A 13027-nucleotide genomic window follows, 5' to 3' on the forward strand; every position below is an offset into this window, starting at 1 on the left:
CTAAGTCATGGGGATCCTGGCGCGTGCACGCAAGGCGGTGATTTTGGTCCTGGCAGCCCTACTGGTCGGTTGGCCGCCCACTCTGCCGGCAGTTGGCCAGATAGTCCTAGAAGACGTGGTTGCCCGCGGCTTCGAGGTCGCCGTTTCGATCACGCCGGTTGACCTGAGCCTGGAGATGGTGGGAGGCGATCTGCGTTTCCTGAGCCGGGGCACGCTGCGCGGGACCGCCCGGGTCGCCCTAGAGATCACGGCCGAACAGCCGGTCTCCCGGGTCAGGATGGAGCTGTCGTCTGCGCTGACCGTCCGGTCGGTGCAGGCCGAAGGCGCCAGGGTCACCTTCACACGGACGGGTTCACAAGTGCTTCTAACCTTTGACCCGGCGCTGTCCCCCAAGGCGCGCCAGACGGTGACCGTCGAGTACGACGGGCAGCCGCTCTATCTTTACAACGAGTTTGTGCTGCTCCACACCGGCGCGCTGTACCCGGTTCTGGTAAGCCCGTTCGGCGACTACTCCGCCAACATGGGCCGGGTGAGCATCCAGGTCACCGCTCCTGCGGGTTTTGCGGCCGTGTCCACGGGTCGGCAGGTCTCCGCAGAGGGGAACGTGGTGCGGTGGGACTCCGAGGTCGAGGTGCCCTGGGTCGCGCTGGCCGGAGGCAGGCGGCACCGGCGGGTGGAACGGACAGCCGGCGGCGTGCGGCTGCAGATCTACGTGATCCCGGGCGAGGAGCGCAACCTCGACAAGCTGGCCGGCTACACCGGGCAGGCCGTGGAGTTCTTCGGCCGGCTGCTCTACCCGTTTCCGTATACCGAGCTGAAGGTGGTCTCGCTGATCGTCGTGGGTGGGGGCATCGGGTATCCAGCGATGCTGCTGATTGACGACCGTGCCTTCAGCGGCACGATGCCCGGCGCGCTCAACCGTGACTCATGGCTCTTTCTCCTGATGGCACACGAGGCCGCCCACTCCTACGTGCCCAGCCGGACCGTGCCCAAGGGAGTGGGGTTCGTCTGGCTATCGGAGGGGTTCGCCGAGTACCTGGCCCTTATGGCTGTGGAGGCCGTGATGGGGCCGGAGGCGTTTGCCCGTGAGCTGCAGGAGGAGAGGGACGACTACGCCGTGATCGCCGGCAAGCCAGAGGACAGGTCGATCGCATCGTTCACGTTCGCCAACTACGGCCCGCGCGCCTCGCGCCGCGTGATCTACGGCAAGGGGAGCCTGGTGCTCCACATGCTGCGGTTCGTCATCGGGGACGATGCGTTCCGGCGCTCGCTGGCGGCCTTCTTCCAGCGGACCCGAGGCCGGGCGGCGCGCGTGGATGAGTTCCGGGATGTGGCGGAGGAGATCTCCGGAGCGAAGCTCGAATGGTTCTTCGACCAGTGGATTTCCCAGGTCGTGCTGCCCGACTACGTTGTGGCCTCTGCCTCCACGACCCGGACCGATGAGGGGGAGTTCCGAACCACAGCGACGATTCGCAACACCGGCACCGGAACTATGCCTGTGGATGTGGCGTTCGGCGCCGGTGAAGGCCGGGTCGTGCGCCGCGTCGAGGTGCCCGGCCGTGGCGAGGCCACGGTGACGGTTACGACCCCGGCGGCGATCAAGGAGGTCGAGGTTGATCCAGGTAGATGGCTGATCCAGTCGAACTATAAGAACGATAGGTACGAGATCCGATAACCGTAGCCCCGGCGCGCCCGGGGCCGAAAGGAGCAAGAGATGACCGATCGCAAGAAGGTTACGCTTCCGTCGCTGATGAGGAAGATGGCCGACGGCGTCCCGATCACGATGATCACCTGCTACGACTATGCCATGGCAGACCTGGTCGAGAAGGCCGGCGTGGACATAGTACTAGTTGGGGACAGTCTCGGAATGACCATGCTGGGCTACGCGGGCACACTGCCCGTGACTATGGACGACATGATCCGGTACACTCAGGGGGTGCGGCGGGGCACGCCAAACAGCTGGCTCATCGGCGACATGCCGTACATGTCCTACCAGCCGTCCGTGGAGAGCGCAATACGCAACGCTGGCCGGTTCATGGCCGAGACCGGGTGCGACGCCGTGAAGCTGGAAGGCGGCGCCGAGATGGCCGACCGGATGGCGGGCATCACCAGGTCAGGTATCCCGGTGATGGGGCACCTGGGGCTTACACCGCAGAGTGTGTCGGCGCTTGGTGGATTTAGGGTGCAGGGCAGAGACGCTTTGCAGGCCAAGAAGATCGTTGACGACGCCATGGCGCTCGAGGAGGCCGGGGCCTTCAGCATACTACTGGAGATGGTGCCCGACCGGGTGTGCGCGCTGATCGCCGAGCGTTCGAGCATCCCCATCATCAGTCTCGGTTCCGGTCTGGATGCCCACGGCCAGCTATTGATCTTCCACGACATGTTCGGGCTGTATCCGCGCTTCAAGCCCAGGATGGCCAAGGTGTACGGCAACGCAGGTGAGGTTATCCTAAACGGCCTTAGGCAGTACGTGGCCGAGGTGATCGGCCGCCAGTTCCCGCAGCCGGAACACGGGTTTGGAATTGACGACGAGCAGATGGCCGAGCTAAAACGCATGGTGGAGGGTGATGCCCCGTGAAAGACGAGCTTCGAGGGAGACTGCGCGTCTCCGACGCTCAACTGGAGGCAGTCAACGCGCTGTTGCTGGATCCCGGCAACCGGGTGGTGAACGCCCTGCTCGAGGTGATGCGTCCGTACGGGACCCCTGAGGAGATCAACCGCAAGGCCGAGTCGGCCCGCGCTCTTCCATCGCTGCTGTCCCGGCTCGAGGCGATGCGGTCTCCATACCTGGCCGACCTGCGCTGGCTGGCCGAGCAGCGCGACCGCGGCGCCTTCATCAGCATCGCGGACTATCGCCGCCGGATCCTGGGCCCGAGCGCGGAGGAGAGGGTCTTCGCCGAGGAGTTTGCCGTCACGCTGGAGATCAGCGCGCTGCAGTACTTCCCCTGGCTGATCAGCGAGGCCAGGCAGGCCATCGCCGGCGGAGAGCTGATGCCGGCGCGGTTCATCCGTGTGCGCAGGATGAAGGAGTCGGAGGCCGACGACGGTGACATGCCGGCCGTGGCCGCGGCCATGCAGATCATGGGCGCCAGCTACGTGGAGACGCTCGATACCAAGGGCACGGACGGCTCCAACGTGCACCTGGGCGGGCCTGAGACCATCACCGGCTACTTTGGAGGCATCGGCCAGCCCAACGACCATGCCCTCAAGTGGGTGGACGAGTTTCTGTACTACTACACGAACTACGGCACCCCCCAGGTGCTCAACATAAACCCGGGCACGGTGATGCTGGCGTACCTGCTGCACAAGCTGGGGGTGAACATCGAGTTCAAGATCTCGGTGTTCATGGGCAACGACAACCCCTACGCGGTCCTCTGGACGCTGATCGGCGCCAAGCTGTTCTCGCGTCCGGACGGCACCAGCCCCCTGATCGGCTTCAACTTCAGCAACTCGGTGAACAACCAGACGATCGAGCGCTGCGCCGAGGCGCGTCGCGCGCTTGACTTCGAGACCGTGGTGCGGTTCGAGCACCACATCACCGAGACGTGGAAGAGCATCGTGCGCCAGCCCTACAACCGGAGGCGCGAGCTGGTCGAGGTCGCCGGGCGCGTCGCCAACATCTCCGCCAAGCACGAGGGCGGCGACCCAGAGGTGGAGCAGACCCGCGAGCACCCTTCGGATGTTCTGGATTACTTCCGGGAGAAGGCCGAGGTGGAATCGAGCGGTCAAATGGCGCTTCTGGAGCGCAACTACCTGGACAAGCACGCCGCGCTAAACCAGACGGCGCGGGCGCTGACCGAGGGAGGGCTGGCGTTCGTGGCGGCCCGCAACCTCCACAGAGGGAATGCTCCGGAGGTGGACGGCTAGGTATCCGACTCCGTTGACTTTCCGATCATTCTCGCTTACTATCAATCACGACCAATCAAAATGGATCTCCCCGCTGAGCGGCGCCAGCGCATCCTCCAGTTACTGGAGGCCCGGGGAGGTCTGCGCACCGCAGATCTGCAGCAGGCCATCGGAGTGTCGGTCGCCACGATCCGACGGGATCTCAGCGACCTCGCAGAGCAGAACCTCATAGAACGAACCCACGGCGGCGCCCTCCAGAGGGCGCTGGGCACGGCGCACGAGCCGCCTTTCTCGGTGAAGTCCGCCCTGATGCGCGAGGAGAAGGAGCGGATCGCAAAGGGCGCAGCGCGATTGGTTTCCCCCGGCTCAACCATCATTCTCGACTCCGGCTCCACCGCTCTGGCGCTGGCCCGCCAACTGGCAGGCCAGCGCATCACGGTGATCGCGCTCGACCTACCCGCCGCGCAGGCCGCCGCCGCCGGGCAGACAGAGGTCCTGCTGGCCGGAGGGCGCGTGCGCAACGGATTGTACAGCCTGGTTGGCCCGTGGACCGAAGAAACCATGCGCGGACTCCACGGGGATCTCTTCTTCATGGGTGCGGATGCCGTGGACGACGACGAGGTTTCCAACAGCACCGTGGACGAGGCAGCGGTGAAGCGGCTGGCCATCCGGGCGGCGAGGGAAGTGATCCTGCTGGCGGACCACAGCAAGTTCGGGCGCAAGGCGCTGGCTCAAGTGTGCCGGCTCGACGAGTTGAGCGTCTTGGTGACGGACAGGGGTATCGGTCCACGCGAGGCAGTTCTCCGTGAGCGAGTCAGGAAGGTGGTGATCGTCTAGCCATGGAGCGTTTCGCCGACCTGTTTGGGACGCGCAAACCCGTGATCGCGATGGTGCACTTTCAGGCGCTCCCCGGCACCCCGCTGCACGATGACGTGGGAGGGATGAGCGCGCTGATCGGCCAGGCCAGGCAGGATCTGGTTGCCCTGCAATCGGCCGGCGTGGATGCGGTGATGTTCGGGAACGAGAACGACCGGCCGTATGAGCTGCGCGTGGACGTCGCCTCGACCGCTGCGATGGCCTATGCAATCGGACGGCTCCGCGACGAGATAAGGGTGCCGTTCGGCGTGGACGTGCTTTGGGATCCGCTCAGCACCCTGGCACTATCCGCGGCCACCGGCGCGCGGTTCGCCAGGGAGATCTTCACCGGTGTGTACGGCTCGGACATGGGGCTCTGGGAAGGCCGTGCCGCCGAGGCCCTGCGCTACGGGCGCCGGCTTGGGCGCAGTGACCTGTTCCTGCTCTACAACATATCCGCGGAGTTTGCCTCGCCCCTGGACAGCCGGACGGTGGCCGAGCGTGCGCGCAGCGCGGTCTTCTCGAGCGTGGCGGACGCTATTCTGGTCTCCGGGCCGATCACAGGCGAGGCGACTCCCCTGGAACACCTGCGCGAGGTCAAGCGCGTGCTTCCGGCCACGCCGGTTCTGGCCAACACCGGCGTTCGCCACGATAACGTCGCCGATGTCCTGGCGGTGGCCGACGGCTGCGTGGTTGGGACTGCGCTCAAGGTGAACGGCGACACGTGGAGCCCGGTGGATCCCGAACGGGCCAGGCAGTTCATGGAACTGGCGCGCGGGGTGCGCGCCCTCTCCTGAGATGATGACTCTGGGCGTGGACGTCGGCACGACCGCGTGCAAGGCGGTCCTGCTGGATGAGCACGCCCGGATCGTGGCGGAGGCCGAGCATCCCCACGATCTCGTCAACCTCCATCCCGGGTGGGCGGAGGAAGACCCCGAGGACTGGTGGCGGGGAGCGGTGGCCACGACACGGCAGGTCCTTGCCGGCCAGGACCCCTCCGGCGTGCGCGCCGTTGGGATCTCTGGTATGGTGCCTGCGCTGCTTCTGCTCGACGGGGATGGAAACCCAATCCGGCGCTCCATCCAGCAGAACGACGCGCGCGCGGTAGACGAGATCCGCTTCTGCAAAGAGCGTCTTCCCGAGGACGACTTGTTCCGGCGTACCGGCGCCACGTGGAACCAACAGGTGATTCCGCCCAAGCTGTGGTGGATCAGGCGGCACGAGCCCGAGGCCTGGCCGAAGATCCGCCGCATCTGCGGTTCCTACGAGCACCTGACGCAACGGCTGGCAGGGGCGACATACACGGAAGCCAACTGGGCGCTGGAATCGGGCATGTGGGATGCGCTGGAGGAGACCTGGTTCGCGCCGGTGCTCGACCTGGTTGACCTGCCGCCTGGGGTGCTCGCGCCCGTACGGCGCGCGCACGAGATCGTCGGCGAGGTGACCGGCCGCGCGGCGCGGGAGACCGGCGTGCGGGCAGGAACCCCGGTCGTGGCCGGCAGCGCAGACCACATCGCGGCGGCGCTGGCCGCAGGCCTGGCCGCCGGGGGCGAGGCGGTGTTGAAGTTCGGCGGCGCAGGGGATTTCCTCTACGCGGTGGACGGATTCCGGCCCCTGCGCGAGATGTTCATAGACTACCACGACCTGCCGGGCCTCTTCGTTATCAACGGCTGCATGGCAACCTCGGGGAGCCTGGTGAAGTGGTTCAGGGACCGGTTCCATGCCGGCGCCTCGTACGCAGACCTCGACCTGGCCGCGTCGAGGATCCCGCCGGGGAGCGACGGCCTCGTGCTGCTGCCCTATTTCCTCGGCGAGAAGACGCCCCTGCACGACCCCGAGGCGCGCGGCACCGTCCTGGGGCTGACACTGTCTCACACTCCTGCCCACATCTACCGCGCAATTCTAGAGGGCGTGGCCTTCGCGTTCCGTCACCACGTGGAGGTACTGGAGGCCGCGGGCCACCCGGTCGCGCGGTTCTACGTCATGGACGGCGGCGCGCGCAGCGCGCTTTGGCGCCAGATCACCGCATCGGTCCTGGGGAGGGAGGTGTGTCACCTGGAGGGCGGCCACGCGGGCAGCGCGTACGGCGTGGCCTTCGTGGCGGGTGTGGCCGCGGGTCTGTGGCCGTGGGAGCGGGTCAGGGATCAGGTCAGGATCGCCGGGATAACCCAGCCGGACGCCGCAGCCGTGCCCGTATACGCGGAGATCTACGGGACATACCGAGATACCTATCGCAGGCTGAAGGACCTCTACCCGAAGCTGAGGAGGGAGCACGTTGTTGGGGCTTGAGGCACTCGTGACAGGAGCCGCGTCGGGCATAGGCCGGGCGATTGCCCTCCGGCTCGCCCGCGAGGGGGCGCGCGTATGGGTGACGGACGTAGACGCGGAGGCCGCCGCGCGCGTAGGGGCGGAGATTACCGCGTCCGGCGGCGATGCGACCGCTCGTATCCTTGATGTTACGAGCCGCTCCGATCTGGAGCGCGTCGCGGAGGAAGTCTACGCCGCCGCCGGCCGGCTCGACCTGCTGATAGTCAACGCGGGAGTCTCGACCATGAACCACTTCCTGGATCTGACCGAAGAGGAGTGGGACCTCAACTTCGGCGTCAACGTCAGGGGCGCGTTCCTCACCATGCAGACCTTCGCAAGGCGGATGGTGGGACAGGGGCCGATTCCGGGCAGGGAACTGCGCGGCAAGATCGTGCTCACGGCATCCATGGCCGCGCGGCGCGCTGCGCCATTGTTGGCGCACTACTCGGCCTCCAAGTTCGCCGCCCTAGGTCTGATGCAGGCCGCGGCCCGGGAACTGGCGCCCCACCGTATCACCGTGAACGCGGTCAACCCCGGCTACGTCAGAACCGCGATGCAGGATCGCGAGGTGGCCTGGGAAGCGCGGCTGCGGGGCGCCGACCCCGACGAGGTGGTCCGCGACTACCTGAAGGACACGCCCCTGGGGCGGCTGGAGACCCCTGAGGACGTGGCTGGAGTCGTGGCGTTCCTGTGCGGGCCCGACGCCGATTTCATTACCGGAGAAGCCATCGAGGTGAACGGGGGCGCGTGGATCGCCTGAACGCGGGCGCGCGCCCGGACTGCACGTCGCACTCGAAAGAACAAACGCACGCGATGGGAGGTGCAAGGGATGACGGTGTGGAGAGCAACATGGCTCATCCTGGTGGTTGCCCTCGTGGTTGCGCTGCTGCCGCTGTCAAGCAGCGTGGCACAGCCGAGGCCAACCCTGAACCTCGTCTCGATGTCGGACCGCTTCTCCGGCGCGCTCACCCGGATGGCGCCGGAGTTCGAACGGGAGACCGGCATCAAGGTCAACGTCACGATCCAGAGCTACGCCGAGCTGTACTCCCGGGCCATCGCGGACTTCGTGGGCCGCACTGGGGGAGCCGACCTCTATACGGTGGACATCGTCTGGACCGGGGAGTGGGGGGAGAACGGCTACCTGTTGGACCTGACCCCCATGATCCAGCGCGACCGCGCCGCGATCGCCTACGATGATGTCTTCCCGTCGGTGTGGAAGTTGGGCGGCTGGCAGGGCAAGCAGTACGCCTTTCCCCTCGCCGCCTACGCGGGCGTGCTCGCCTATAACAAGAAGGTCCTCACGGACGCGGGCATCAAGCCGCCGCGGAGCGTGCCCGAGTTCGCAATGGCCATCCAGAAGCTCACCGGCGACGGGCGCTATGGCATCGTCATGAACGGCGCCAGGGGGGCACCGTGTGCGCAGGACTGGATGTACCATATGTTGATACACGGCGGCAGTATCCTGGACAAGGAGGGGATGCCCGCCCTCAACACCCCGGTCAACGTGCGCGCCCTCACGTTCTTCGCGGACATGTTCAAGTACGCGCCGCCGGGCGCCACCAGCTACGCCTGGGGTGACCGCGAGCTGGCGTTCCGCAGCGGGGTGGCCATGATGCAGATCGCCTGGTCCACCGGCGTCCGGGCCCATCGCGATCCCTCGATGTCCAAGGTGGCCACGATCAGCGACATCACGACTCTGCCCCAGGCCGCGGGCGCTCCCACACGCTACCCGCTGGGCGGATGGAGCATTGGCATCAACCGCGACTCCCGCAACAAGGAGGCGGCCTGGCAGTTCATCAAGTGGATCACCTCGCAGCGCATGCGGCGGGAGTTCGTGCGCCTGGGCGGTGAACCCATCCGCCGCAGCGAGACGTCGGACTCCACGCTCCTGGCGGAGTTCCCGTGGTTTGCGATGGTGGGCAAGTCCTTTGAGAATGCCGACGGCGATTTCCGGCCACGCATCCGGCAGTACCCGCGGATCCAGGACATCCTGGGTCTTGAGGTCAACCTGGTCATAACCGGCCAGAAGTCCCCTAAGGCAGCTCTGGACGACGCTCAGGCCAAGGCGATGCCGCTGTTTGGGCGGTAGAACAAGGTGGGCGAGTACACCGGAGCGACCGCGGACCGCTCGGCAGTAGCGGCCGCGCGCCCGGTGGAGAAGTGGCTGAAGCGGCTGGGGTTGCTCCCCTGGGCAGCCCCAGCCCTTCTGTTCATGCTGTGCTTTGCTTTCTACCCTCTGGGCTACTCTTTGTATATCTCCTTCTTCAACTACAGCCTGACGGATCCGACCCAGGCTCAGAAGTTCACCGGGCTCGCCAATTACCTGAAGGCGTTCGCGGATCCGGCCTTCCGCATCGCCGCCTTGAACTCGGTGTTGTTCGTGACCCTGGCCGTGGGCATCCAGACGGTGCTCGGCCTGGCCATCGCCGTGCTGCTGAACCGCGACCGGCCAGGCGCCCCGCTGGTCCGCACGCTACTGCTGGCGCCGTTGACCCTCACGCCCATCGTCGTGGCGCTGGTCTGGAGAGCGTTGTACAACGCCGACTACGGGGTGTTCTCCTACTATCTGAAAGAGCTCGGTGTGCACATCGGGCGCGGTCCGATCGGCGAACCGTCCACGGCGCTCCTGGCCCTCGTCATAGTGGATGTCTGGCAGTGGACCCCGTTGGTGGCCTTGATGCTCCTCGCCGGTCTGCGCAGTCAGAGCGCCGATCTCTTTGAGGCGGCCCAGATTGACGGCGCCTCGGGGTGGCAGCAGTTCTGGTGCGTGGCCCTGCCCCTGCTGCGCCCGATTCTTATCGTCGCCCTGCTGATCCGGACCATGGACGTCTTCAAGCTTTTCGACTCGGTCTTCGTCGTCACGGGCGGAGGGCCCGGCTACGCCACCGAGGTGATGAACCACTACATCTTCAAGACCGGCCTGACCTTTTTCGACATGGGGTACGCGGCGGCGATGTCCAACCTGCTGCTGGTTCTCATCGGCCTGTTTACCGCCGCCTACTTCCGCGCCATCGGGCAGCTGGGGGTTACCCAATGAAGATGCGGCGGCGCCGGCGGGCGGCCGACGTGATCACATACGCGCTGCTTACCCTGATCTTGGGGTTCTTCCTTTTCCCGATCGTGTGGCTGCTCTTGACCTCGCTGAAGCCCGCACGCGACGCATTTGCGATCCCACCGGTGTGGGTCTTCCGTCCGATCCTGGATAACTTCCGTAACGTGTTCGCCATGGTGCCCGTCGCGGCATACTTGAAGAACAGCCTGACGATCGCGCTGGGGACAACGGCGCTGTCGCTGGTGCTCGGCGTGCCCGCCGGATACGGGCTCGCCCGCACCATGTCGCGCGCCGCCGGGAACTCCGCGCTCCTGATGCTGGCGATCCGCATGGCGCCGCCAGTGGCGCTGCTGATTCCGTTCTACCTAGTGATGCGGGACATGCGCCTGCTGGGCACATACCTGGCGGTGATCCTGCTGCAGAGCGTTTTCAACACCACCTTCGTGACCTGGATGATGCGCGGCTACTTCCACTCACTGCCTGCCGACCTGGAGCTGGCGGCGCTGACCGACGGCTGTACCAGGTTCGGCGCGTTCTGGCGCGTGGCGCTGCCGCTTGCCGTGCCCGGAGTGGCGACCGCGGCTATCTTCACCTTCACCTTCTCATGGAACGACTTCCTCCTGCCGATGCTGCTGTCGGGACGCACGACGCGAACGCTGACCCTGGGTATCCTGGAGACGATGAGCACCTACGAGATCGGCTGGAACAACATGGCCGCAATCGGGATGATCACCGTATTGCCCGTGCTGCTACTGGGATATATCCTGCAGCCGTACTATGTCCGTGGGCTTACCCTGGGCGCGGTCCGGGAGTAGGAGGGTGATACCGAATGACCTTTGACCTGATCATCCGCCATGCGCAGTTGCGCCAGCGTGCCGGCCTGGCCGACATCGGCATCGCGGGCGGCAGAATCGCGGCCGTTGAGCCGCGCCTCCCCACCGAGGGAGCCCAGGAGATTGACGCCGCGGGCCGCTTGGTGACCGAGCCTTTTGTGGACTGCCACTTCCACATAGACAAGTCGTTCTTCGGCGAGTCCGTGGGGCGGTACGACTACCCCCTCAAACCGCTGGGCGGGCCGGATGAGCTGTTCGAGGGCGAGGTCAGGTCTGGCATGCAGGAGTATGAGTTGCTCCACAGCAACGTGGTGCCCATCGAGCACACGTGGGCCTTCAAGCGACGGTACACGCCGCCTGAGGTCGCCGGCAGGGTCGGCCGTGCGCTCGAGCTCGCCCTCGCCCATGGGACGCTGGCGATGCGCATGTTTGTGGATGTGGACTCGTTCGCAGGCCTGCGCGCGCTGGAAGGGGTGCTGCTAGCGCGGGAGCGATTTGGACGCACCATGACGCTCCAGGTGTGCGCCTTTCCACAGGAGGGCCTGCTGACCAATCCCGCATCACTAGACCTGATGCGGCAGGCGATGGAGATGGGCGCCGACGTGGTCGGCGGAATCCCGTTCATCGAGCTGGACGACGAGGGCGCCCGGCAGCACATTGACTACTGCTTCGATCTGGCGAAGCTCTTCGACCGCGATGTGCACGTGCTGTGCGACGACGCGCCCAACCCCAACTTCCGGACGCTGGAGATGTTGGCCGCGAAGACGATCCGCGAGGGGTACCACGGCCGGGTCTCCTCGGGCCACAACGGCGCCCTGCGCGTCTACCCGGATGCGCACGCCGCCAGGGTCATCAACCTGGTCAGGCAGGCCCGGATCAACATCGTGGCGAACCCGAACGTCAACGCGCTTGGGACCCTCACGCGCGTGAACGAGCTGATGGCCGCCGGCGTAAACGTCTGCTCAGGGCAGGACGACCTGGACAACTTCTACTACCCTCTGGGCCGCGCGGACTTGCTGGACTCAATGAACTTCATGGTCCACCTGGCGCACCTGGCCACGCCGCAAGGGTTCGAGGTCGCCTTCGACATCGTAACGCGTAACGGGGCGAGAACCCTGGGGCTGTCAGGGTACGGACTCGAGGTCGGCGCCGAGGCCAACTTGCTTGTCTTCGACGGGAAGAACCTGCACGATGTTCTCCAGATGCAGGCCGATCGCAACCACGTGATCGCCCGCGGCCGGGTCGTTGCGAGAACCACACGGCAGCGGCACATTGAGTTGATCCGCGAATGAACGGCTGGCCCATCCCTCGCCAGCGGTCCTTCGCCCACCTGACGTGGGTGGAGGTCAGGGACATGCCAGACAAGGCCGACGCGGTCCTCATCCAGCCGATCGGTTCGACCGAGCAGCATGGGCCGCACCTCCCGCTGCTCGTGGACTCGGCGGTTGGGCCCGCGGTGCTCGCCGGGGCCATGGAGCGGCTGGGCGATGCGGTGCCGGCGCTCGCGTTGCCCCCGCTGTACTATGGAAAGTCCAATGAGCACCTCGACTTCGCCGGGACGATATCCCTGGAAGCCGGTACGCTGCTGGCCGTGCTGATGGAGGTGGCCGCGAGCCTTCACCGCGCCGGGTTCCGCCGGCTTGTCCTGCTCAACGCGCACGGCGGCAACAGACAGGTAGTTGAGATTGCGGCGCGAGACATCCACGTGCGGCATCCGGAGATGTGGGTCTTTCCGATCTTCATCTGGGGAACGCCCTCCCACACCGGGCCGCACGAGGGCGGCGGGCTCGATCTCCACGCCGGCGATGATGAGACGAGCCTGATGCTGGCCATCATGCCCGAGGCGGTGCGCACCGACGCCGCGGTCACGGAGCATCCCCCAGCCGTCTTGATGGAGGGGTTCCCGGACGGCGGGATTCCCTTTGCCTGGTCATCTCGCGACCTGACTGCCAGCGGCGTTGTGGGCGACGCCAGGGCCGCAAGCGCGGCGAAGGGCCGGCAGATCCTCGAATCCCTGGCCGCCCGGCTGGCCCAGGAGATCCGGGCGATCCACGCCTTCAGGCCGGGATAGCCCCCGGCAAGGGCTGGCCACCCCGCTCGACGAATCCAGAGAGGCGTCCATCACTCCCGCGAT

Annotated in this window: 12 protein-coding genes; all 12 read left to right on the forward strand. The window is 66.2% G+C overall.

Annotated features, from left to right (window positions below; all coding sequences use genetic code 11):
* Window positions 1-37: 37 nt before the first annotated feature.
* Window positions 38-1675, forward strand: a complete 1638-nt coding sequence (locus FJX73_10925; protein MBM3471286.1) for a M1 family metallopeptidase — start codon at window positions 38-40, stop codon at window positions 1673-1675.
* Between the two features lie 39 nt (window positions 1676-1714).
* Entirely contained in the window at window positions 1715-2578 is an 864-nt protein-coding gene (gene panB / locus FJX73_10930) for a 3-methyl-2-oxobutanoate hydroxymethyltransferase (GenBank protein ID MBM3471287.1), read from the forward strand.
* 20 nt (window positions 2579-2598) lie between these two features.
* Window positions 2599-3867, forward strand: a complete 1269-nt coding sequence (locus FJX73_10935; GenBank protein MBM3471288.1) for a hypothetical protein — start codon at window positions 2599-2601, stop codon at window positions 3865-3867.
* A 60-nt stretch (window positions 3868-3927) separates the two neighbouring features.
* Window positions 3928-4683 (forward strand): DeoR/GlpR transcriptional regulator, encoded by a 756-nt coding sequence (locus FJX73_10940; protein ID MBM3471289.1) that lies wholly within the window; start codon window positions 3928-3930, stop codon window positions 4681-4683.
* Between the two features lie 2 nt (window positions 4684-4685).
* Complete coding sequence (locus tag FJX73_10945) at window positions 4686-5498, forward strand: BtpA/SgcQ family protein (protein MBM3471290.1); 813 nt, start codon at window positions 4686-4688, stop codon at window positions 5496-5498.
* 1 nt (window position 5499) lies between these two features.
* The gene (locus tag FJX73_10950; GenBank protein ID MBM3471291.1) at window positions 5500-6990 is read left to right on the forward strand and encodes a carbohydrate kinase; all 1491 of its coding nucleotides are present in this window, start codon (window positions 5500-5502) and stop codon (window positions 6988-6990) included.
* Complete coding sequence (locus FJX73_10955; protein MBM3471292.1) at window positions 6977-7768, forward strand: SDR family oxidoreductase; 792 nt, start codon at window positions 6977-6979, stop codon at window positions 7766-7768. The genes FJX73_10950 and FJX73_10955 overlap by 14 nt, the downstream gene beginning before the upstream one ends.
* A 69-nt stretch (window positions 7769-7837) precedes the next feature.
* Window positions 7838-9097, forward strand: coding sequence for a sugar ABC transporter substrate-binding protein (locus tag FJX73_10960; GenBank protein MBM3471293.1), 1260 nt, complete (start codon window positions 7838-7840; stop codon window positions 9095-9097).
* Window positions 9098-9103: 6 nt separating this feature from the next.
* A complete protein-coding gene (locus FJX73_10965; GenBank protein MBM3471294.1) occupies window positions 9104-10045 on the forward strand; it encodes a sugar ABC transporter permease in 942 nt (313 codons plus the stop codon).
* The gene (locus tag FJX73_10970) at window positions 10042-10875 is read left to right on the forward strand and encodes a carbohydrate ABC transporter permease (protein MBM3471295.1); all 834 of its coding nucleotides are present in this window, start codon (window positions 10042-10044) and stop codon (window positions 10873-10875) included. The genes FJX73_10965 and FJX73_10970 overlap by 4 nt, the downstream gene beginning before the upstream one ends.
* A gap of 14 nt (window positions 10876-10889) precedes the next feature.
* Window positions 10890-12185, forward strand: coding sequence for an amidohydrolase family protein (locus tag FJX73_10975; GenBank protein MBM3471296.1), 1296 nt, complete (start codon window positions 10890-10892; stop codon window positions 12183-12185).
* Window positions 12182-12964 (forward strand): creatininase family protein, encoded by a 783-nt coding sequence (locus FJX73_10980; GenBank protein MBM3471297.1) that lies wholly within the window; start codon window positions 12182-12184, stop codon window positions 12962-12964. The genes FJX73_10975 and FJX73_10980 overlap by 4 nt, the downstream gene beginning before the upstream one ends.
* Window positions 12965-13027: the final 63 nt, after the last annotated feature.

The organism is Armatimonadota bacterium (genome assembly GCA_016869025.1).
Taxonomy (GTDB): Bacteria; Sysuimicrobiota; Sysuimicrobiia; order Sysuimicrobiales; family Humicultoraceae; genus VGFA01.

Bases quoted from the DNA above. Each gene is read 5' to 3' on its own strand.
- FJX73_10950 (MBM3471291.1), top strand. From the start codon at position 5,500: ATGATGACTCTGGGCGTGGACGTCGGCACGACCGCGTGCAAGGCGGTC.
- FJX73_10980 (MBM3471297.1), top strand. From the start codon at position 12,182: ATGAACGGCTGGCCCATCCCTCGCCAGCGGTCCTTCGCCCACCTGACG.
- FJX73_10970 (MBM3471295.1), top strand. From the start codon at position 10,042: ATGAAGATGCGGCGGCGCCGGCGGGCGGCCGACGTGATCACATACGCG.
- FJX73_10975 (MBM3471296.1), top strand. From the start codon at position 10,890: ATGACCTTTGACCTGATCATCCGCCATGCGCAGTTGCGCCAGCGTGCC.
- FJX73_10945 (MBM3471290.1), top strand. From the start codon at position 4,686: ATGGAGCGTTTCGCCGACCTGTTTGGGACGCGCAAACCCGTGATCGCG.
- FJX73_10960 (MBM3471293.1), top strand. From the start codon at position 7,838: ATGACGGTGTGGAGAGCAACATGGCTCATCCTGGTGGTTGCCCTCGTG.
- panB (MBM3471287.1), top strand. From the start codon at position 1,715: ATGACCGATCGCAAGAAGGTTACGCTTCCGTCGCTGATGAGGAAGATG.
- FJX73_10940 (MBM3471289.1), top strand. From the start codon at position 3,928: ATGGATCTCCCCGCTGAGCGGCGCCAGCGCATCCTCCAGTTACTGGAG.